The sequence below is a fragment of the Duganella caerulea genome (assembly GCF_040362985.1).
Classification (GTDB): Bacteria; Pseudomonadota; Gammaproteobacteria; order Burkholderiales; family Burkholderiaceae_D; genus Rugamonas; species Rugamonas vulcania.
Window position 1 is genome coordinate 193,952 of sequence record NZ_BPWJ01000010.1, and the last position, 17,756, is coordinate 211,707.

Below are 17,756 nucleotides of genomic sequence, written 5' to 3' on the forward strand. Positions count from 1 at the left end.
TTTGATTATGCCCTAGTTCCCGCGCGGAAGGTGTTCAGTGCGACCAGTGTGGCGTCCACTCGTACGATGGCTCGGGCGGTGGCGGCGGTGGCGGCGGCGACATCCACGCGCGCGGATCGACCCGGTAGTATTTGAGGAATTCGGCGAACAGCTCGGCGTGGTGCTCGGCCATCTGGTAGGGCTTTTCGAAGAAGGTCTCGGTGGCGACGGCGAAGAATTCGGCCGGGTTGGTGGCGCCGTAGTGGTCCATCACGCTGTGCTGGCGGTACATGGCGCTGTGGCGCAGGTGCTGGAAATCGCGCTCCAGCACCTCCGACCATTCGCGGTAGCTGGCCGGGTTGCCGAGGTACGGGGCGCCGTTGGCGCGGCCCGACTCGCTGTCGAGCTGGTGGGCGAATTCGTGCAGCACGATGTTGTGGCCGTCCGTCCAGTCGCCGGCGCCGCGCTGCACGTCGTCCCACGACAGGATCACGCGGCCGTCGTCCCACGATTCGCCCAGCATGCTCTGGTGGCCCGGCGTGACCACCCCGCCCGGCCCGACCTCAGCGCGGCGCGCCACGAAGGCGCTGGGGTAGACCAGGATGGTGTGCAGCGCCGGATAGACCTTGGTGGGACGGTTCAGCAGCAGCAGGCAGGCCTGGCCGGCGATGGTGACGGCCATCTCGTCGGTGACCTCCAGCCCCTCGCAGCCGATGAATTTTTTCTGGTGCAGGAACTGCACGACCAGCCGCTGCAGCTGCTGCCGCAGGCCGGCGTCCATGCGCAGGTAGACCGGGATGTTGCGCTGCAGGACGGCTACCGCCTCGGCCGGCAACGGCTGCGCCAGCACCCGGCGCAAGCGCCAGCGCGGGTAGTAAAAAGGCAGCGCTATCAGCAGCGCCGTCAGGCCTATCCAGGTCAAAGCTTCCATGTGCCGCGCGTCCGTATGATGTATGTCCAGTCAGGGCTAGGTGGGGCGCCTTGCCGACATTTCAATATGCAAACAGCCGGGCGTGACCCGGCTGTCTCATCATACGCCGTGCTGGGCGGTCAGACGGTTTCTTCCTTTTGCATCGACGGTGCCGAGCCGAACAGCGCGGCCACCAGCGGATCGCGCATCACCGGGCCGCGGTTGACGCGGATCGCGTAGTGCGTGTCGTCGGCCAGGATGTGGAAATGGCGGCCGCTGCCGGCCATCGCCTGTTCGCGCAGGCCCGGACGCTCCTTGCGCGGCGGCGCGCCTTCGCGTTTCGGCTGGACGATGGCGGCCAGGAAGGCGCTGACGCGTTCAGGGTCCGGCGTGAGCTGGTAGACGGCCTTGCCCAGGTAGGTGGCGGTGCCCTCGACGTAGCGGGCCAGCTCGATCACGCCGGCTTCGCGCAGGTCGCGGATGTATTTGCGGGCGCCGGACGGCGAGAATTTGAGGAACCAGGCGATTTCGTCGGCCAGCATCTCGTGCAGCTGCAATTCGCCGATCAGCTTTTGCATGTTTTCGATGCGGCGCAGGGTGGCCGAGGTCGAGCGGACACGCTCGATGGAAGCCATCGACAGCGCAGGCTTCCGGTCCAGGGGCGCCGGGGCCGGACGCTCCACCAGCATCAGCTTGGCCGTGGTGGTATGCATTTCCGGCGAGGCTTTCATCTCGTTCTGGACCAGATGTTGAGGTTGTCTAACTGCATGCATGGGATCACTCCTTATAACAATTGCCGAGATTAGTGGCAGCGGATGGCGTGGCGGGCGGCTGGCATCTCGCTACGGTCTCTGCATCTGACTCAAGAATGCCTTTTCGCAGCGCTTTGGTCTGTGCGGCAACGAACATTAGCGAAAATACTGGGCACTTAAGCTGTGACAAGGCGGTTTTATTTAAGTTTCAAGAAGTGTGATGAATTTGATACAGCGCAAGCCTTCGTACGCTAACGCACGGAAGAGCCGCACCAAACTGCTTATTCTCCGGTCGAACAGCGACATTCACTTTGCTGTTGCAGCAGCACACTCATCATTAATCGGGAGCTCATTTTGAATAAAACTAAGAAAATCGCCCTCGCGACCGCAGCGTTATGCGCGTCGTTTTCCGCCCTGGCACAGGATGCGGTCATCAATCCATCGTGGTATGTCCAGCCCAGCCTGAACGCCATGAAGCCCGATTCGGACTTCGGCGTGGACAAGCGCGGCTACGGCGCCGGCCTCAAGTTCGGCAAGGCGCTGAACCAGGACTGGGACCTGCAACTCGGCACCACTTACGCCCGCTCCCGCGAAAACGGCGAGCGCTACCAGCAGAACACGCTGGGCGTGGACGGCTTGTATATGTTCTCGCGTAAATCCTTCCGACCCTTCCTCTTGATCGGCGTCGGCGCCGAGCGCGACAAGGCCAACCTGAACGCCTTCGGCGAACGCAGCAAGACCTCGCCCTACCTGAGCGCCGGCCTGGGCTTCCAGGCCGACATCAGCGACCAGGTCGCCTTCCAGGCCGACATCCGGGACGTGCACGGCTTCATCCGTGGCAGCGAGTTCCCTAACAGCAAGAGCAATAACTACTACGCAACGATCGGCCTGAACATCGCCTTCAACGCGCCGCCGAAAGCCGCGCCGCCGGCGCCGCCTCCACCACCGGTCGCGGCCGAGCCTCCTCCTCCACCGCCGCAACCGGCGCCACCGCCACCGCCGCCACCGGCGAAGTTCGAGAAGGTGACGATGTCGGCCACCGAGCTGTTCGGCTTCGACAGCGCCAAGCTGGGCCCTAACCAGCCCAAGCTGGACGACATCGCCAACGTGCTCAACACCAATCCCGGCATCGACAACGTGGTCATCTCCGGCTACGCGGACCGCCTGGGCAGCGACAAGTACAACATCAAGCTGTCCGAACGCCGCGCCAACGCGGTCAAGGACTACCTGGTCGGCAAAGGCGTGGCCGCCAACCGCCTGAGCGCAGTCGGCAAGGGCAAGGCCAATCCGGTCGTCACTTGCAACAACAAGAAGCGCGCGGACCTGATCAAGTGCCTGGAACCGAACCGCCGCGTCGAGGTCGAACAGATCACCGTCGAACGGCGCGTGCAATAAGCTGAAAGACCACCCCGCTCCGGCGGGGTTTTTTTCTCATGAAACGCAACCTGGGCTCGGTGCTGAAATGCACCGTCACCGAATGGCTGGAACACCGCGCCAGCAGCAAGGGCGCGGCGCTGGCGTTCTACACGCTGTTCTCGATGGCGCCCATCCTGGTGCTGGTGCTGGCCATCGCCGGCTGGTTCTACGGGCCGCAGGCGGCGCGCGGCCAGCTGTTCGAGGAGCTGCGCGGCCTGGTCGGCGCGCAGGGGGCGGAGGCGGTGCAGCTGGTGCTGGCCGGCGCCCGCAACAAGGAGGAAGGCCGCCTCGCCACCCTGGCGGCCGGCGCGCTGCTGCTGTTTGGCGCGACCAGCGTGTTTGCCGAGCTCAAGGCCAGCCTGGACGATATCTGGCAGGTGCCGCCGCTGGTCCACGGCACCGTCTGGGATGTGATCCGCACCCGCCTGCTCTCCTTCGGCATGATCCTGGTGCTGGCCTTTTTGCTGATGGTGTCGCTGGTGGTCAGCGCCGCGCTGACCGTGCTGGAAAACCTGTGGGACGCCTACTGGCGCGACGCCGGCCGGGTGCTCACGGGCGTCAACTTCATCATCAGCTACCTCGTCATCGCCGCCTTGTTCGGCGTGATCTTCAAGCTGCTGCCGCGCGTGCGGCTGTCCTGGCATGACGTGACGATAGGCGCGCTGGGCACGGCCGCGTTGTTCACGCTGGGGAAATACCTGATCGGCGCCTACATCGGCAACAGCGGCGTCACCAGCAGCTTCGGCGCCGCCGGATCGATGATCGCGCTGCTGCTGTGGGTGTACTACTCGGCGCAGATCTTCTTCCTCGGCGCCGAGTTCGCGCGCCAGTACGCGCTGCAACTGGGCAGCCTGCGCAAGCAGCAAGCGATCAAATAAGCGATCAGATCGGTCGGCGCAGGTAGGCGCGCGGCGTGGCCACCGGCAGGTCGGCCACCGGCAGCGACGCCGCCAGCGCCTGCTGGTCCGCCTCGCGCACCTTGGCGTCCGGCGCCAGCACGCGCTCGATCACTTGCGGATTGATGCCTATGCCCTGCAGGAACTGCACCGCGCTGGCCGTGCCGATGTCGCGCTGCACTTCCAGCGCGTGGCGCACGATGAATTCCAATGAGTGCCAACCCACGGTATCTGACGTTTCCGGCCGCCGGCGGCGGTCATGTTCTGGACTCATGGCTTGCTCCTCAAAGTGTGTGTGTACTTCTGCTTATGTTAGCCGTCTGCCGGATAGAAACAAGTCCCATCCGCAGCCTAATCGCCCAGCAATTCCGCCACCACTTCCATGCCCTCGACGCGCTCGGCCACCACCTTGACGATGACGATCAGCGGCACGCCCAGCAGCAGGCCGGACACGCCCCACAACCAGCCCCAGAACAGCAGGCTGACAAACACCGCCGCCGCGTTCATGCGGGCGAAGCGCCCGGTCATCCAGGTCGCCACCAGCGTGCCGACCAGGGTGGCGATCGCCAGCGAGGCGCCCATCACCAGCAGGCTGGTCTGCAGCGACTCGAACTGCAGGAAGGCCGCCGCGCCGGTGGCCAGCATGATCAGCAAGGGACCGAAATACGGCATCACGTGCAGCAGCCCGGCCACGATGGCCCAGGCGCCGGCGTTCTCCAGGCCGATCCAGCGCAGCGCGATCCACATCAGCAGCGCCAGCAGGCCGTTGGTCACCAACAGCATCAGCATGTATTTCTGGATCGACGAGTTGATGTCCTCCAGGATGTGCACGGTGATCTTCTTCTTGCTCAACGACGGCCCGGTCAGCTTGACCAGCTTGCGCTTGAAGGTGTCGCCCGACAGCAGCAGGAAGAACACCAGGAAGATCACCATGGTCGCCTGGCTGAGAAAGCCCATCACGCCCATCGAACCGGCCCACAGCCAGTCCATCACCGGCAGCGAGCCGCTGTCCGGCGGCGGCGCGGCCTTGCGCGCGGCGCGCCGTTCCTGCGCGCCGGCGGTCGCCTGCTGCAGCTCGGTGGCCACCGCCTGGATGCGCTGCAGCGTGCTGGGGCCGCCGTGCAGGCGCTCCGCCATCAGCCGCGACAGCTTGTGGCTGACGGTTGGCAGTTCCTCGACGATGGCTTCGAACTCGCCCTGCACCTTGTCGATCACGACAAAGGCGCCGCCCAGGATGGCGGCGGTGATCAGCGTGGCGCCGAGCGCGCGCGGAATGCGCAGGCGCTCCAGCCAGCACACGATGGGACTGAGCATGTAGGTGATCAGGATGCCGAGCAGCAGCGGCACCAGAAAATTGCGCGACCATTGCAGCGCGTAGACAAACGCCACGGTCGCAATGACGCCGAGCGCCAGGCCGCGCGCGTTGACGTGCAGCGGAATGCGCTGAAGTTCACCATCTTCGGCCGCCGGTTCGATGCGGGGCAGTCCGGGCGGCAGGTTCATGATGGCTCGCAAAAAAAACCGGCGCGGCAGGACCGCGCCGGCAGGGCTGGCTTACTTGACGCGGATGTCGTTCTTCACGGCGGTCACGCCCTTGATGCTGCGTGCCACTTCGCCGGCCTTGGTGATGTCTTCAGGCTGGGCCACGAAGCCGCTCAGCTGCACCGTGCCTTTGAAAGTCTCGACATTGATCTCGGTGGATTTCAGGCTGGGCTCGTTGAAGATGCCGGCCTTGACCTTGGTGGTGATAACGGAATCGTCGACATATTCGCCCGTGCCTTCCTTGGTCGAGGTCGACGCGCAGCCGGCCGTGGCCAGCAACGATACGGTGAACAGGGCAGTGGCGATTTTATGTGCGATTTTCATGGCATTCTCCTTGATTGGTAAACAGCGGTTTGTCAGCCAGCAGGTCACGATGCCCGCTACCGATGCAGCCGTTTTACGCCCCTTCCCCGCTCACCTCTGTTCGCTAACGTACACAACGCAAACATCGCCGGACTGGGTGCGCGAGCGCACAGACCCCAACCCGGCCGCTGACTATTCTGGAACCACACTTTTTCGGGAGTACAACATGAACCACTCGATCCTACTTGCCACCGCGCTCATCGCCGGCAGCGCCGCGCTGGGCGGTTGCGCCAGCTCCGGCCAGCCGCAGCAGACCACCTACGTCAACCCGTCCGACACCGCCGCCGCGTACGGCACCATCGATTCGATCCAGGTCGTGCAGGCCAAGTCCGGCACCAGCGGCGCCGGCGCCGTCACGGGCGGCCTGGTCGGCGCCTTGCTGGGCAACCAGGTCGGCTCGGGCAGCGGCCGCACCGCCGCCACCGTGGCCGGCGCGGTCGGCGGCGCGGTGGTCGGCAACAAGGTGGAGGAAAACCGCAACCAGCCACGCGAGCAGTACCAGATCAGCGTGCGCATGGATAACGGCGACTACCGCATCGTCAACCAGGACAGCGTCTACGACCTGCGCGCGGGCGACCGCGTGCGTCTGGTCGACGGCCGCTTGTACCGCTATTAACCCTGACGTTTACACGAGGAGCGCGACATGGGAACCATCATTCTGATCATTCTGGTCTTGGCATTAATCGGCGCCCTGCCCACCTGGCCGCACAGCCGCAACTGGGGCTATGCGCCCAGCGGCATCACCGGCATCGTGGTGGTCATCCTGCTGATCATGCTGCTCACCGGCAGGCTGTAACGACACAGGAGGACATCATGGCTCACTTCAAGCAAGTCATCATCGGCGCGGCGCTGGCCGGCGCCGCGCTGGCCGCGCAAGCGGCCAGCAACACCACGCCGCCGCAGAACGCCCAGCTGCAAAAGTCGGAAATCGCCAAGGGCGATCCGGCGCGCTGGTACCAGGACGACACCAGCCCGGCCGCGCAATTGCGCACGCTGCGCAAGGAGATCGGCGCCGCGCTGGCCGAGGCCAACCTGGCCTGCAAACAGGGGCCGGCCGCCGAACGCCGCAGCTGCCTGCAGGACGCCCAGGCGACCTACCGGCAGGACATGGCCAAGGCCGAGCAGATCCGCGAGGAAAACCACCAGCACTAGCAGTGCCGCCAGCTAGGCCGCCCGCTCCTGGCCGTGCACCGGCTGCCGCAACGGCGGCAGCTCGTGCACGACCAGTGGCGTGTCTTCCGTCACAAAGCTCAGCCAGCCCGCCGCCGTGATGGCGCGCAGCGCGTCCTGGTAGCCCTGGTCCCAGCGCCATTCGATCGAGCCCTTGGAGAAGTTGATGTCCTTGGCCGGCATGCTCCAGTCGCGCCCGGAATACGCCAGCCGCACCACATGCAGCGTGCTGTCGCCGCCCAGCCCGGCCAATTCCTCCTTGCCCTGCGCCGACTGGGCCCGCTCCGGCAATTCCGCGTACAGCTCGCGCAATTTCTGCTTGAGCTTGTGCGTGGCGACGTAATCCTGCAGGTGGCGCTTGGAGCGCGAGGCGAAGGTCACATCCTTCTGCCGCGTCTGCACCTGGTCCAAGGTGGCCGGCTCGGGGCCGTCGGCGCTCCACAGGTCCACCATGAAGCACAGCGTGTCGACATGCTCGTTATCGTCCAGCACGGTTTCCAGCGGCGTGTTGGAATACAGGCCGCCGTCCCAGTACAGGTCGCCGTCGATGCGCACCGGCGGGAAGCCCGGCGGCAGCGCGCCGCTGGCGCGGATGTGATCGGCGTGCAGCGTCAGCTCGCGGTTGTCGAAGCGGCGCAAGGTACCGCAGGTGACCTTGAGCGCGTTGACCGTCAGCCGCATGCCGCCCGGCGCGTTCAGGTAATCGAAATCGATCAGGCGCTCGAGCGTCTCGCCCAGCTCGGCGGTATCGTAGAAGCTGGCCTGCTCGGGATCGACCGGGGTCCCCGTCGGGAACAGGCTCATGAAGCGCGGCCGGAAGAAGCCCGGCACGCCGCGCAGCAGGGTGTCCCAGGTCTGCAGCATCACGTTGGAGCGCCGCTGCGCGTCCGGCACGCGGGCCATGTCGTAGCTGTCGCGGTGGGCCACGCCGTCCCAGAATTCCTTGAGCCGGGCCAGCCGCGTCTCGTGCGGATTGCCGGCCAGGATGGCGGCGTTGATCGCGCCGATCGAGGTGCCGACGATCCAGTCCGGCGCCAGGCCGTGCTCGTGCATCGCCTGGAACACCCCGGCCTGGTAAGCGCCCAGCGCGCCGCCGCCCTGCAACACCAGGACCACGCGCAAGCGCTCGGGATTGAGTTCGTGTATCGCCTTGCTCATCTGCTGACTCCAATGAAAAAACGCCGCGGCTGCGGCGTTCGGGTTTATTCCTGGTCATCCTGCGGCGCCGGCTGGCGTCGCATCAGCCAGGCCAGGCCGAGGCCGGCGGCCAGCGCCACGCCCATGGCGGGCTTGACCAGGCGCTTGCGGGCGATGTACGAGCCCACCGTCAACGCATACGGCAACAGCGCCTTGAAGTTCACGCTCTTCAGGCCACCCGGCTGCAACAGGCCGCCGAGGCGGGCCTGGGCCATGCCGATGGCCTGGTCGACGGCGCCATGCAGCAAGGCGTCCGGCTGCAGCGCGTTGCCCACCAGCGCCTTGGCGTGCACCACCTTGATACGGAACAGCTCACCCTCGCGGATCAGGCGCTGCTTGTCCGCATCGATGGCGGCGCGTTCAGCTTCTTTGCTCATCTGCTCTCCCGGTTACAACAGCATGTCGCGGTCGGACTTGAGTTCGGCCATGGTGGCCGGCATCGACAGTTTGCCGCTGCGTATCATGCCGCGCGCGTACACGATCAGGCCGATCGCGATCAGCAGGAACACGCCGGTGACGATGGGCAGGATCTTCCAGCCGATGCTGTCCCACGCCACGTAGACGATGGTCACCGTGCCGCAGGCCAGCGCGAAGCAGCACGCCACCACCGCCAGCGCGAACACCAGCACCAGCTGCAGCAGGTGATTGCGCGCCTGCGACAGTTCCAGCGCGGCCAGCTCCAGCCGGGTCAGGACCAGGCCGATGCTGTTGCGGGCGATGTTGCCCAGCGAAGCGATCAGGCCCGGCGGGCGGTTCATCTCATCGGACACGATGGCTTACTTGCGGCCGATGATCACGCCGATCAGCAGGCCCACGCCGGCCGCCGCGGCGATCGAGCGCCATGGGTTTTCCTTGACGTAGACGTCGGCCTGCTTGGCCATCTCCTTGCTGGCGGCGACCGCGCTTTGCTGGGCTTCGTGGGCCTTGGCCAGTGCCGTGTCGAGCGCGCGCATGCCGCGGCCGCGCAGTTCCTCGGCCTTTTCGCCGGTCAGCGCGGTGGCGGCGGTGAACAATGCTTGCGCATCCTTGACCAGAGTTTTCACGTCGTTGTTCACGGTACTGATGTTTTGTTCCAGCATGATGGAGCTCCTGTTATGGTTGTGTGAAGTGAAAACTGTACAGCAAACTGCAAAATCAGCATTATCCCAGCAAATCGCGCATATCGTCGGCGTGTTCCTCTTCCACCGCCATGATCTTGATCAATAAATGGCGTGTGGTCGGATCGCTGGCGCCGATCTGCTCGATCATCTGCCGGTACGACTCGATGGCGACGCGCTCGGCGATCAGGTTGGCCTTGATCATCGCCTGCACGTCGTCAGATGCATCATACTCGGCATGGCTACGTGCGAGCAACGTTGCTGGATTGAAATCAGGCTGGCCGTTCAGCTGGATGATGCGTTCGGCCAGCCAGTTGGCGTGTTCCTGCTCCTGGGTGGCGTGCTCCAGGAACTCGGCCTTGATCGGGCCGTTGTCGCGCCCGGTGACCGTGTAGTAGTGCCGCTGGTAGCGCAGCACGCACACCAGCTCGGTGGCCAGCGCGTCGTTGAGCATCTTGATGACGGCCTGGCGGTCGCCCTGGTAGCCAGCCGTGACCGGGCCGTCCTGCAGGTTGCGCGCGGCGGCGCGGATGGCTTCCTTGTCGATGCCGGTGGGGGTGGATTCAGCCATGATATGCATCCTTCAAAGTTAGTGGCGGTTGGCGATCGGCGCGCCGTTCTGCGACAGCACGATCTCGACGCGGCGGTTCAGCTGGCGGCTGCCGGCATCGGCGTTGCTGGCGACCGGGAAGGCCTCGCCGTAGCCGCGCGTGGCGATCTTGTCGCTCTTGACGCCCAGCCCGATCAGCGCGTTGCGCACCGACTCGGCGCGGCGCTGCGACAGCTGCAGGTTGTGGTCGGCGCTGCCGGTGCTGTCGGTGAAGCCCTCGATCAGCACCGCGCTTTGCGGTTCCTGCAGCAGCACGTCGGCCATCTTCTGCACGGTGCGCATGCCCTCCGCGCTCAGCTCGGCGCGGTCGACGTTGAACAGCACGTCGTTGAGCGTGATGACGATGCCGCGGTCGGTCTGCTTGGCCTGCAGGTCGGCCAGCTCCTGCTGCAGCGCGGCGTTGCGGGCCGCCTCGCTGCGCGCGCTGTTGGCGGCGGCGTCGGCCTGGGCGCGCGCCGCGTCGGCGTCGGCCTTGGCCTGGTTGGCCTGCGACTTGGCCTGGTTGGCCTCGGCGGTGCGCTGCTCCAGGCGGATCTCGTCGCGCTGGCGGCCGGCGTTGGCCACCTCGCTCTCGGCCTGTTTCTGCTTGGCCACTTCCTGCGCGGTGGCGATCTTCTGCTTGGCGATATAGGCCAGCTTGTCGATCTCGCTCAGGCTTTCCTTCCGCGCGGCGGCGGCGTTGGCGCTGTCCAGCGCGTCGGACGCGGCCTTGAACTCCAGCGGCGCGTTGGCCGCCACCGACGGCGTGCTTTGCGCGGCCATGAAGTCGGCGCGGGTCTGGTCGAGCAGGCTGGTGGTGGTGGGCGTGGTGCTGCAGGCCGCCATCACGGCCAGCGCGAGCGCGGCCGGGACAAGGCGCAGGGTTTTCAGGCTCCGGGTTTTCATGATGGGGCTCCTTTATTGTTGGCTGGTGGCGTTGGTGCGGTTGAGCTCTTCACGCAGCGCGCGGATGCTCTGCTGCAGCTCGTCCGCCGCCATGGTGGCCTTGGTCGAGCCGGCTTTGCTCTGCGCCAGCTGGGCGTCGGCCGAGGCCTGGTTGGCCAGGTCCTGCGCGGTGCGGTAATCCTTGGCCGCCAGCGCCTGGTTGGCGCGCATCAGCTTCTCGCGCGCGGATTGCATCTCGGCCGGCGCCAGGTCGGCCGCGCCGGCGCTGGTGGCGTTGGCGACCGCCTCGCGCGAGACGGCGACATCGGCCACGGCGGGGGTCTTCTCGCTGGCGCAGGCGGCCAGGCCCAGCAGGGCGACAAGCGCGCACATGCTGGCGTAACGATGATGAATGGTCGTCATTATTCTTCTCCTTAAAAATTCAGATCGCAGGTTGACGTTATAGGCCCATGGCGCGGCAGCTTCAGTACGGTGCCGCACATTCCGCGCCCGGCACTGGCTAGTAAAATGGCGACACTCCTATAAGAAAAAGGCCAACCATGCCCTCCTCCCCTTCCCGCCGCACCCGTATCGCGCTGGCCGTCGCCGGCGTGGTGGTCGCCGTGCCGGCCATCGCCGTGATCGTCCTGCTCAACTACGACTGGAACCGCGCCCGCCCCTGGCTCAACGACAAGGTCAGCGAAGCCATCGACCGCCCGTTCGCCATCCGCGGCAACTTGTCGCTGACCTGGGAACGCCAGGGCCGAAGCGACGCCGACCGCACCTGGAGCGACTACCTGCCGCTGCCGCACCTGGTGGCGCGCGACGTGCATGTCGGCAACCCGTCCGGCTGGGCCGCGCCGGCCGAGATGGCCAGCGTCGGCCAGTTCTCGTTCTCGATCGACCTGCTGCCGCTGCTGGAGCACCGCCTGTCGATCCCGGTGCTGCGCTTCGACACGCCGGTGGTGTGGCTGCAGCGCAAGCCGGACGGCGCCAACAACTGGACCTTCAAGCCGGCCAACAAGCCGTCGCCGTGGAAGCTGGACCTGCAGCGCGTGGTGCTCGACAAGGGCACCGTGCACTACAGCGACGCGCTGACGCGGGTGGACGCGGTGGCCGACATCGACACCCTCAACGCCGACCCGAACTACGGCGTGGCGTGGACCCTGCGCGGCAAGTGGAACAAGCAGGACGTCACCGGCGGCGGCAAGGCCGGCGCGGTGCTGTCGCTGCAACAGCAATCGACGCCCTACCCGCTGGCGGCCAACATCAACGTCGGCGGCAACAGCATCGCCGTGACCGGCACGCTGACCCGGCCGTCCGCGCTGACCGCGCTCGACCTGCGCCTCAAGCTGTCCGGCCCCAGCATGGCGCGGCTGTACGCGCTGACCGGCGTGCTGCTGCCGGAAACCCCGGCCTACACCACCGAGGGCCACCTGACCGGCCACCTGGGCGAGCGCGAGAACCGCTGGATCTACGACCAGTTCACCGGCCGCGTCGGCCATTCCGACATCGCCGGCAAGCTCGAATACCGCTACGGCCAGTCGCTGCCGCGGCCGCTGCTGACCGGCGCGGTGCAGTCGAAGCTGCTGCAGTTCTCCGACCTGGGCCCGCTGATCGGCGCCGACTCCAACGCCAGCAAGCAGGCGCGCGGCGTGGCGCCGGTGCAGCCGGGCGACCGCGTGCTGCCGGTCGAGCCGTTCAAGACCGAGCGCTGGACCGCGCTGGACGCCGACGTCAACTTCAAGGCGCTGCGCATCACGCGCGACAAGGACCTGCCGATCGCCAACCTCGACACGGTGATCGACATGAAGGACGGCGTGCTGTCGCTCAAGCCGCTGGACTTCGACATCGCTGGCGGCCGCTTCACGTCCAAGGTCAAGCTGGACGGCAGCGGCAAGGTCAACCGCGACGCCATCCGCGCCGAGCTGAGCGCCGCCGCGCGCCACCTCAAGCTGCGCCAGCTGTTCCCGCGCATCGAGGAGATGCAGGCCACGGTGGGCGAGGTCAACGCCGACATCTCGCTGTCGGCCACCGGCAACTCGGTGGCCGGCCTGCTGGGCACGTCCAACGGCGAACTGAAGGGCGTGATCAACGAGGGCAGCGTCAGCAAGCTGCTGCTGGAGGAGATGGGCCTGAACATCGGCAACGTGGTGTTGACCAAGCTGATCGGCGACAAGCAGGTCAAGCTCAACTGCATGGTGACGGACTTCGGCGTCAACAACGGCCTGATGCGCTCGCGGCTGTTCGTGGTCGACACCTCGGACGCCAAGATCGACGTGGCCGGCACCGTCAACCTCGACAACGAGAAGATGGACCTGACGCTGCGGCCCGACGCCAAGGGCGTGCGGGTGATCTCGCTGCGGGCGCCGATTTATGTGCGCGGCACCTTCAAGGAGCCGGCCGTCAGCGTCGACAAGGGCGTGCTGGCCCTCCGGGCGGGCGGCGCGCTGGCCCTGGCGGCGGTGGCGCCGGTGGCGGCCATCCTGCCGCTGATCAACGCCGGTCCCGGCGAGACCACCGGCTGCGCCACGCTGCTGGCGCAACAGGGCGGCAAACCGGTGGCGCCGCCGCCCGGCAAGTCGCCGGAAAAAACGTCCCGGCGCTAGGGCGATTCTATGTGTGCTGCCGAACGGAGCGAGCCATGATTCTTGCGTACGCTTTCGGTATTGGTGCAAGCCACTACTGTCGCGCCTCAATCAGCAAGGAGAAAATCATGAATACCAAACGCATCGTATCGAGCGCCGCCATTGTGGCGGCCACGCTGGGCCTGAGCGCTTGCGCAGGCATGTCCAACCAGGACCGTAACACCGCGGTCGGCGCCGGCGTGGGCGCCGTGGCCGGCTCGGTGCTGACCGGCGGCAGCGCGGTCGGCACCGTGGGCGGCGCAGCCGTCGGCGGCGTGATCGGCAACCAGGTCAGCAAGCCACCGCGTTAAGTCTCAGAGAAACACCTTGGCCATGCCCATGGCCCCCTTGTCCTTGACCAGCTCATAGCAGCGGCAGGACGCCGCCTCCAGCCCGGCGGAATCGAGGATCTCGATATTGCCGCGGCTGTAGGTGATCAATTTCTGCTGTTGCAGCGCACTGGCCGCCTTGGTCACGCCCACCCGCCGCACGCCCAGCGCATGCGCCAGGAACTCGTGGGTCAGATGGAACTTCTCCGATTGCAGACGGTCGCGCGTGATCAGCAGGGTGCGCGCCAGGCGCGCCTCCAGCACGTGGAAGCGGCTGCACACGGCGATCTGGATCGCCTGCGCCAGCAGGATGTCGGTATAGCGGTACAGCAGCCGCTGCAGCGCCTCGTTGCGCTTGAACTCGGCGCGGAAGTCGGCCACCTCGATGCGGCTGGCGCGGCCGGCGCGCTGCACCACCGCGCGCACCAGCGCCAGCTCGTGGCCCAGCGCCACCGACGCGCCGATCATGCCCTCCTGCCCCACCGATCCCACCTCCAGCGTCATGCGGCCCTCGGCCACCGCCAGCAGCGAGATCAGACTGTCGACCGGAAAGTACACATGGCGGATCGCCTGGCCCGGCTCGTACAGCACCTGGCCGACGTCCACCCGCACCGTGTCGCACAGCGCCAGCAGCTTGCCCTGGTCGTCGTCGGCCAGGGTGGACAACAAGCGGTTCAACGCCGGCCGGGCCGGCGCCCGGTCGTCGTCGGAAAGATAGGAAGGATGGGTATGCATGGGGTCAGCGTAATGGCTGCGATTTCCCGTGTATGTACGGTGACGCACGGAAGCAGACCTAGTCTTCAGGGAAAATCCGGCGTGCAGTGCATTACCCTAAACATCAATAACAGGACACATCATGGACACCCCAACCAACAAGCCCAAGCTCCACCCACTCATGGTCATCGCAGCCGTCGCGGTGGTGCTGTTCTGCGGCGTCGGCAGCGCCGCCATCATGGGCTGGCTGCCGACCTCCAGCGCCACCGTGCCTGGCGCCGCGCCGATGCCGGGCCAGCTGTCGTCGGTGCCGCCGCAAGAGCAGCAAGCCGCGCAACAGCCAGCCGGCTACGCCAGCAACGCCGCGCCCGCGCCGTACCCGACGCAACAGCAGGAGCAGCCACGACAGCAGGAACAAGCAGCGCCACAGGAACGCGTGGCGCAACAGGGACCAGCCGTCTGCAACAGCTGCGGCGTGGTGGAATCGGTGCGCTCGATCGAGCACCGAGGCCAGGGTAGCGGCGTGGGCGCGGCCGGCGGCGCCATCCTGGGCGGCCTGCTGGGCAACCAGATCGGCAGCGGCCACGGCCGTCAACTGGCCACGGTGGCCGGCGCGGTCGGCGGCGCGGTGGCCGGCAACCAGGTCGAAGGCAATATGAAAACCACGCACAGCTGGGAAATCGTGGTGCGCATGGACAATGGCAAGAAACGCGTGCTGCACCAATCGGCACAACCGCAATGGCGCTCCGGCGACCAGGTGAAGATCGTCAACGGCCAGCTGCGCTCCCTCTAAGGTCCCTTCCACCCCCACCGCGAAAGGACCATCATGGCGGAGCTAGACCCCTCACCCCTGTCCCTTGCCACCCATGGTTCCTCGCACTTCGTCCGGTTCTACAAGGATGACAGCCTGCTGCTCGACGAGGTCGCCCCTTTCGTCCACCAGGCCCTCGCCGCCGGCGGCGCCAGCATCGTCATCGCCACCGCCGAGCATCTGGCGGCGCTGCGGCGGCGCCTGGCCCGCCTGCAAGCCGAGCCGGGCGGCAGCGATCCCGGCGCCCGGCTGGTGACGCGCGACGCCGACCAGACGCTGTCCTCCTTCATGCTGGACGACTGGCCCGACGCCACGCTGTTCGACGCCACGGTCGGCCAACTGGTGCGCGAGCTCGAGGTCGGCTCGGCGACCATCCACGCGTTCGGCGAAATGGTCGCCCTGCTGTGCGAGCGCGGCAACTACAGCGCCGCCGTCCGGCTGGAGGAGCTGTGGAACGAGCTGGCGCGGCGCAACCGCTTCACGCTGTTCTGCGCCTATCCGTGGAGCCAGTTTCCCAACGCCGCCATGGCGGAAACCTTCCGCCACGTCTGCGCGCTGCATGACCACGCGGCCCATTGCGCGGCCGAAGTGCCGCCATCCCACAATCCGGAGCAACGCCTGCTGGAACTGGAGCAGCAGGCGCTGTCGCTCAGCGCCGAGATCGCGCGCCGCCGCGCCGCCGAAAGCGCGCTGGCGCAGCGCGAACGCGAGCTGGCCGACTTCGTTGAAAACGCCGCCGAGAGTATCCACCAGGTCGGCGCCGACGGCACCATCCTCTGGGCCAACCAGGCGGAGCTGCGCCTGCTCGGCTACCGCTGGGAGGAATATGTCGGCCACCACATCGCCGACTTCCACGTCGACGCCCCCGTCATCGCGGACATCCTGGCCCGGCTCAAGGCCGGCGACACCGTGCGCGACATGCCGGCCCGGCTGCGCTGCAAGGACGGCGGCATCAAGCACGTCCTGATCAGTTCGAACGGCCATTTCGAGGACGGCACGCTGCGCTACACCCGCTGCTTCACGCGCGACGCGACCGAGCGCCACCAGCGTGACGAGGCGCAGGCCCAGCGCGAGGCGTTGATGGCCGAGCTGGCCGCCAGCAGCCGCGCCAAGGACGAGTTCCTCGCCATGCTGGGCCACGAGCTGCGCAATCCGCTGTCGCCGATCCTGACCGCGCTGGAGGTGATCCGCCGCCAGGGCGGCCACAGCGTCGCGCATGACATCATCGGCCGCCAGCTCACGCACCTGATCCGCCTGGTGGACGACCTGCTCGACGTCTCGCGCGTCAACACCGGCAGCATCGTGCTCAAGACGGAAGCGCTGGACCTGGCGCAGATCATCGACAAGGCGGTGGAAATGGTCGCGCCCCTGCTGGACAACCGCCAGCACCGTTTCAGCGTCGACGTGCAGGGGCCGCTGCCGGTGCGCGGCGATCATGTGCGCCTGGTGCAGATCATCGCCAACCTGCTGACCAACGCGGCGCGCTACACGCCGCCCGGCGGCGACATCCGCCTGGCCGCCAGCGGCGATCGCGAGCACGTCTACGTCAGCGTGGTGGACAACGGCATCGGCATCGCAGCCGACGCCCTGCCCCATGTGTTCGACCTGTTCTACCAGGACCGCCGCACCAACACCGACCGCTCCGCCGGCGGGCTGGGCGTCGGCCTGGCGCTGGTGAACAACCTGGTGGGCCTGCATGGCGGCGGCATCGAGGCGCGCAGCGCCGGCCCCGGCCAGGGCAGCGAGTTCCGCGTGCGCCTGCCGCGCCTGACGCAGGCGGCCGACGCCGCGCCGGGCGGCGACACGGCGCAGCCCGCCAGCAGCGTGGCGCAGCGCAAGCGCATCCTGCTGGTGGACGACAACCTCGACGCCGTCAGCCTGATGGCCAATTTGCTGGAGCTGCACGGGCATGACGTCCAGGTGTTCAACGAACCGCTGGCCGCGCTTGCCCATCTCGACCGCTTTCTGCCCCAGATCGCCGTGCTCGACATCGGGCTGCCGACGATGAGCGGCTACGCGCTGGCCGGCCACATCCGCCAGCGGCTAAACGGCCGTCCCTGCCGCCTGTTCGCGCTCACCGGCTACGGCCAGGCGATCGACCGCGAGCGCGCCGCCCCGGCCGGCTTCGAGCAGCACCTGGTCAAGCCGGTGCGCGTCGAGCACCTCCTCGGCCTGATCGCGGCCGACGCGCCACAGGCAATCGCCGATTCGAGGTCATCTTAGTACGCCAGCGTACAGAATGCCGCCCACAGTTGCCGCACAATGGGGACACACAAAACGAAACGAAGTTTAACAACCCCGAGGAGAATCACATGCTTTACACCATTGCTGTCGTTCTGCTTATCCTGTGGCTGCTGGGCCTGGTCACTTCCTACACCATCGGCGGCTTCATCCACATCCTGCTGGTGGTCGCCATCATCATGGTGCTGCTGCGCCTGATCAGCGGACGCGGCGTCTAGCCCGTACCGCCCCGCATGCG

23 protein-coding genes are annotated in these 17,756 nt (G+C 66.8%); 10 read left to right on the forward strand and 13 right to left on the reverse strand.

All coding sequences use genetic code 11. From position 1 onward, the window contains the following. Positions 1–34: 34 nt before the first annotated feature. Together ACUJB0_RS26565 and ACUJB0_RS26570 are read right to left on the reverse strand one after the other, a co-directional pair. Positions 35–910, reverse strand: a complete 876-nt coding sequence (locus tag ACUJB0_RS26565; protein WP_444847860.1) for a M90 family metallopeptidase — start codon at positions 908–910, stop codon at positions 35–37. A gap of 119 nt (positions 911–1,029) precedes the next feature. Continuing rightward, positions 1,030–1,620 carry a winged helix-turn-helix domain-containing protein gene (locus tag ACUJB0_RS26570; RefSeq protein WP_117009657.1) on the reverse strand — a complete coding sequence of 197 codons (591 nt, stop codon included), beginning with the start codon at positions 1,618–1,620 and terminating at the stop codon, positions 1,030–1,032. A 375-nt stretch (positions 1,621–1,995) separates the two neighbouring features. Between ACUJB0_RS26570 and ACUJB0_RS26575 the strand changes: the two genes are divergently transcribed. Continuing rightward, positions 1,996–3,036, forward strand: coding sequence for an OmpA family protein (locus ACUJB0_RS26575; protein ID WP_444847861.1), 1,041 nt, complete (start codon positions 1,996–1,998; stop codon positions 3,034–3,036). Positions 3,037–3,074: 38 nt separating this feature from the next. Beyond that, the gene (locus ACUJB0_RS26580; protein ID WP_444847862.1) at positions 3,075–3,935 is read left to right on the forward strand and encodes a YihY/virulence factor BrkB family protein; all 861 of its coding nucleotides are present in this window, start codon (positions 3,075–3,077) and stop codon (positions 3,933–3,935) included. Between the two features lie 4 nt (positions 3,936–3,939). Here the strand turns inward: ACUJB0_RS26580 and ACUJB0_RS26585 are convergent, their stop codons facing one another. The 3 genes from ACUJB0_RS26585 to ACUJB0_RS26595 all read right to left on the reverse strand — a co-directional run bounded on the left by ACUJB0_RS26585 (position 3,940) and on the right by ACUJB0_RS26595 (position 5,819). Next, positions 3,940–4,227 carry a hypothetical protein gene (locus ACUJB0_RS26585; RefSeq protein WP_161086967.1) on the reverse strand — a complete coding sequence of 96 codons (288 nt, stop codon included), beginning with the start codon at positions 4,225–4,227 and terminating at the stop codon, positions 3,940–3,942. Between the two features lie 77 nt (positions 4,228–4,304). Then, positions 4,305–5,456, reverse strand: coding sequence for an AI-2E family transporter (locus tag ACUJB0_RS26590; RefSeq protein ID WP_444847863.1), 1,152 nt, complete (start codon positions 5,454–5,456; stop codon positions 4,305–4,307). Positions 5,457–5,507: 51 nt separating this feature from the next. Further along, entirely contained in the window at positions 5,508–5,819 is a 312-nt protein-coding gene (locus ACUJB0_RS26595) for a BON domain-containing protein (RefSeq protein ID WP_444847864.1), read from the reverse strand. 205 nt (positions 5,820–6,024) lie between these two features. On the opposite strand from ACUJB0_RS26595, the gene ACUJB0_RS26600 reads away from it, so the two are divergent. Genes ACUJB0_RS26600 through ACUJB0_RS26610 form a run of 3 tightly spaced genes read left to right on the forward strand, consistent with a single transcriptional unit; the run spans position 6,025 to position 7,010 of the window. Then, positions 6,025–6,474, forward strand: a complete 450-nt coding sequence (locus tag ACUJB0_RS26600; protein WP_444847865.1) for an outer membrane lipoprotein — start codon at positions 6,025–6,027, stop codon at positions 6,472–6,474. A 27-nt stretch (positions 6,475–6,501) separates the two neighbouring features. Beyond that, a complete protein-coding gene (locus tag ACUJB0_RS26605) occupies positions 6,502–6,654 on the forward strand; it encodes a DUF3309 domain-containing protein (RefSeq protein WP_161086963.1) in 153 nt (50 codons plus the stop codon). A gap of 17 nt (positions 6,655–6,671) precedes the next feature. Next, a complete protein-coding gene (locus ACUJB0_RS26610; RefSeq protein WP_444847866.1) occupies positions 6,672–7,010 on the forward strand; it encodes a hypothetical protein in 339 nt (112 codons plus the stop codon). 12 nt (positions 7,011–7,022) lie between these two features. Here the strand turns inward: ACUJB0_RS26610 and ACUJB0_RS26615 are convergent, their stop codons facing one another. The 7 genes from ACUJB0_RS26615 to ACUJB0_RS26645 form a co-directional block, all read right to left on the reverse strand. Then, the gene (locus ACUJB0_RS26615) at positions 7,023–8,186 is read right to left on the reverse strand and encodes a patatin-like phospholipase family protein (protein WP_444847867.1); all 1,164 of its coding nucleotides are present in this window, start codon (positions 8,184–8,186) and stop codon (positions 7,023–7,025) included. Between the two features lie 44 nt (positions 8,187–8,230). Then, complete coding sequence (locus tag ACUJB0_RS26620; protein ID WP_444847868.1) at positions 8,231–8,602, reverse strand: hypothetical protein; 372 nt, start codon at positions 8,600–8,602, stop codon at positions 8,231–8,233. Between the two features lie 12 nt (positions 8,603–8,614). Further along, positions 8,615–8,983, reverse strand: coding sequence for a phage holin family protein (locus tag ACUJB0_RS26625; RefSeq protein WP_161092903.1), 369 nt, complete (start codon positions 8,981–8,983; stop codon positions 8,615–8,617). A gap of 18 nt (positions 8,984–9,001) precedes the next feature. Continuing rightward, positions 9,002–9,304 carry an ElaB/YgaM/YqjD family protein gene (locus ACUJB0_RS26630; protein WP_008446875.1) on the reverse strand — a complete coding sequence of 101 codons (303 nt, stop codon included), beginning with the start codon at positions 9,302–9,304 and terminating at the stop codon, positions 9,002–9,004. Between the two features lie 61 nt (positions 9,305–9,365). Further along, positions 9,366–9,893, reverse strand: a complete 528-nt coding sequence (locus ACUJB0_RS26635; RefSeq protein ID WP_161092895.1) for a ferritin-like domain-containing protein — start codon at positions 9,891–9,893, stop codon at positions 9,366–9,368. Positions 9,894–9,911: 18 nt separating this feature from the next. After that, on the reverse strand, positions 9,912–10,817 hold the full coding sequence (locus tag ACUJB0_RS26640; protein WP_444847869.1) for an OmpA family protein: 906 nt from the start codon (positions 10,815–10,817) through the stop codon (positions 9,912–9,914). 12 nt (positions 10,818–10,829) lie between these two features. Beyond that, positions 10,830–11,219, reverse strand: coding sequence for a DUF4398 domain-containing protein (locus ACUJB0_RS26645; RefSeq protein WP_444847870.1), 390 nt, complete (start codon positions 11,217–11,219; stop codon positions 10,830–10,832). 137 nt (positions 11,220–11,356) lie between these two features. Here ACUJB0_RS26645 and ACUJB0_RS26650 point away from each other — a divergent pair, with 137 nt between their 5' ends. Both ACUJB0_RS26650 and ACUJB0_RS26655 read left to right on the forward strand, forming a co-directional pair. Then, entirely contained in the window at positions 11,357–13,405 is a 2,049-nt protein-coding gene (locus tag ACUJB0_RS26650) for an AsmA family protein (RefSeq protein WP_444847871.1), read from the forward strand. 107 nt (positions 13,406–13,512) lie between these two features. Continuing rightward, entirely contained in the window at positions 13,513–13,734 is a 222-nt protein-coding gene (locus ACUJB0_RS26655; RefSeq protein WP_117010519.1) for a YMGG-like glycine zipper-containing protein, read from the forward strand. Positions 13,735–13,737: 3 nt separating this feature from the next. On the opposite strand, the gene ACUJB0_RS26660 is transcribed toward ACUJB0_RS26655, so the two are convergent. Beyond that, positions 13,738–14,487, reverse strand: a complete 750-nt coding sequence (locus ACUJB0_RS26660; RefSeq protein ID WP_444847872.1) for a Crp/Fnr family transcriptional regulator — start codon at positions 14,485–14,487, stop codon at positions 13,738–13,740. A gap of 121 nt (positions 14,488–14,608) precedes the next feature. On the opposite strand from ACUJB0_RS26660, the gene ACUJB0_RS26665 reads away from it, so the two are divergent. The 3 genes from ACUJB0_RS26665 to ACUJB0_RS26675 all read left to right on the forward strand — a co-directional run bounded on the left by ACUJB0_RS26665 (position 14,609) and on the right by ACUJB0_RS26675 (position 17,736). Continuing rightward, positions 14,609–15,259, forward strand: coding sequence for a glycine zipper 2TM domain-containing protein (locus tag ACUJB0_RS26665; RefSeq protein ID WP_444847873.1), 651 nt, complete (start codon positions 14,609–14,611; stop codon positions 15,257–15,259). Between the two features lie 33 nt (positions 15,260–15,292). Further along, positions 15,293–17,500, forward strand: coding sequence for an ATP-binding protein (locus tag ACUJB0_RS26670; RefSeq protein ID WP_444847874.1), 2,208 nt, complete (start codon positions 15,293–15,295; stop codon positions 17,498–17,500). An 89-nt stretch (positions 17,501–17,589) separates the two neighbouring features. Beyond that, positions 17,590–17,736, forward strand: coding sequence for a lmo0937 family membrane protein (locus ACUJB0_RS26675; RefSeq protein ID WP_008446864.1), 147 nt, complete (start codon positions 17,590–17,592; stop codon positions 17,734–17,736). The last annotated feature ends 20 nt before the right edge of the window (positions 17,737–17,756 follow it).

Coding starts and splice junctions, on each gene's coding strand:
- ACUJB0_RS26595 (WP_444847864.1), bottom strand. CDS start 5,819: ATGAAAATCGCACATAAAATCGCCACTGCCCTGTTCACCGTATCGTTG.
- ACUJB0_RS26580 (WP_444847862.1), top strand. CDS start 3,075: ATGAAACGCAACCTGGGCTCGGTGCTGAAATGCACCGTCACCGAATGG.
- ACUJB0_RS26630 (WP_008446875.1), bottom strand. CDS start 9,304: ATGCTGGAACAAAACATCAGTACCGTGAACAACGACGTGAAAACTCTG.
- ACUJB0_RS26640 (WP_444847869.1), bottom strand. CDS start 10,817: ATGAAAACCCGGAGCCTGAAAACCCTGCGCCTTGTCCCGGCCGCGCTC.
- ACUJB0_RS26585 (WP_161086967.1), bottom strand. CDS start 4,227: ATGAGTCCAGAACATGACCGCCGCCGGCGGCCGGAAACGTCAGATACC.
- ACUJB0_RS26570 (WP_117009657.1), bottom strand. CDS start 1,620: ATGAAAGCCTCGCCGGAAATGCATACCACCACGGCCAAGCTGATGCTG.
- ACUJB0_RS26600 (WP_444847865.1), top strand. CDS start 6,025: ATGAACCACTCGATCCTACTTGCCACCGCGCTCATCGCCGGCAGCGCC.
- ACUJB0_RS26590 (WP_444847863.1), bottom strand. CDS start 5,456: ATGAACCTGCCGCCCGGACTGCCCCGCATCGAACCGGCGGCCGAAGAT.
- ACUJB0_RS26660 (WP_444847872.1), bottom strand. CDS start 14,487: ATGCATACCCATCCTTCCTATCTTTCCGACGACGACCGGGCGCCGGCC.
- ACUJB0_RS26620 (WP_444847868.1), bottom strand. CDS start 8,602: ATGAGCAAAGAAGCTGAACGCGCCGCCATCGATGCGGACAAGCAGCGC.
- ACUJB0_RS26605 (WP_161086963.1), top strand. CDS start 6,502: ATGGGAACCATCATTCTGATCATTCTGGTCTTGGCATTAATCGGCGCC.
- ACUJB0_RS26645 (WP_444847870.1), bottom strand. CDS start 11,219: ATGACGACCATTCATCATCGTTACGCCAGCATGTGCGCGCTTGTCGCC.
- ACUJB0_RS26615 (WP_444847867.1), bottom strand. CDS start 8,186: ATGAGCAAGGCGATACACGAACTCAATCCCGAGCGCTTGCGCGTGGTC.
- ACUJB0_RS26610 (WP_444847866.1), top strand. CDS start 6,672: ATGGCTCACTTCAAGCAAGTCATCATCGGCGCGGCGCTGGCCGGCGCC.
- ACUJB0_RS26625 (WP_161092903.1), bottom strand. CDS start 8,983: ATGAACCGCCCGCCGGGCCTGATCGCTTCGCTGGGCAACATCGCCCGC.
- ACUJB0_RS26675 (WP_008446864.1), top strand. CDS start 17,590: ATGCTTTACACCATTGCTGTCGTTCTGCTTATCCTGTGGCTGCTGGGC.
- ACUJB0_RS26650 (WP_444847871.1), top strand. CDS start 11,357: ATGCCCTCCTCCCCTTCCCGCCGCACCCGTATCGCGCTGGCCGTCGCC.
- ACUJB0_RS26670 (WP_444847874.1), top strand. CDS start 15,293: ATGGCGGAGCTAGACCCCTCACCCCTGTCCCTTGCCACCCATGGTTCC.
- ACUJB0_RS26565 (WP_444847860.1), bottom strand. CDS start 910: ATGGAAGCTTTGACCTGGATAGGCCTGACGGCGCTGCTGATAGCGCTG.
- ACUJB0_RS26635 (WP_161092895.1), bottom strand. CDS start 9,893: ATGGCTGAATCCACCCCCACCGGCATCGACAAGGAAGCCATCCGCGCC.
- ACUJB0_RS26655 (WP_117010519.1), top strand. CDS start 13,513: ATGAATACCAAACGCATCGTATCGAGCGCCGCCATTGTGGCGGCCACG.
- ACUJB0_RS26665 (WP_444847873.1), top strand. CDS start 14,609: ATGGACACCCCAACCAACAAGCCCAAGCTCCACCCACTCATGGTCATC.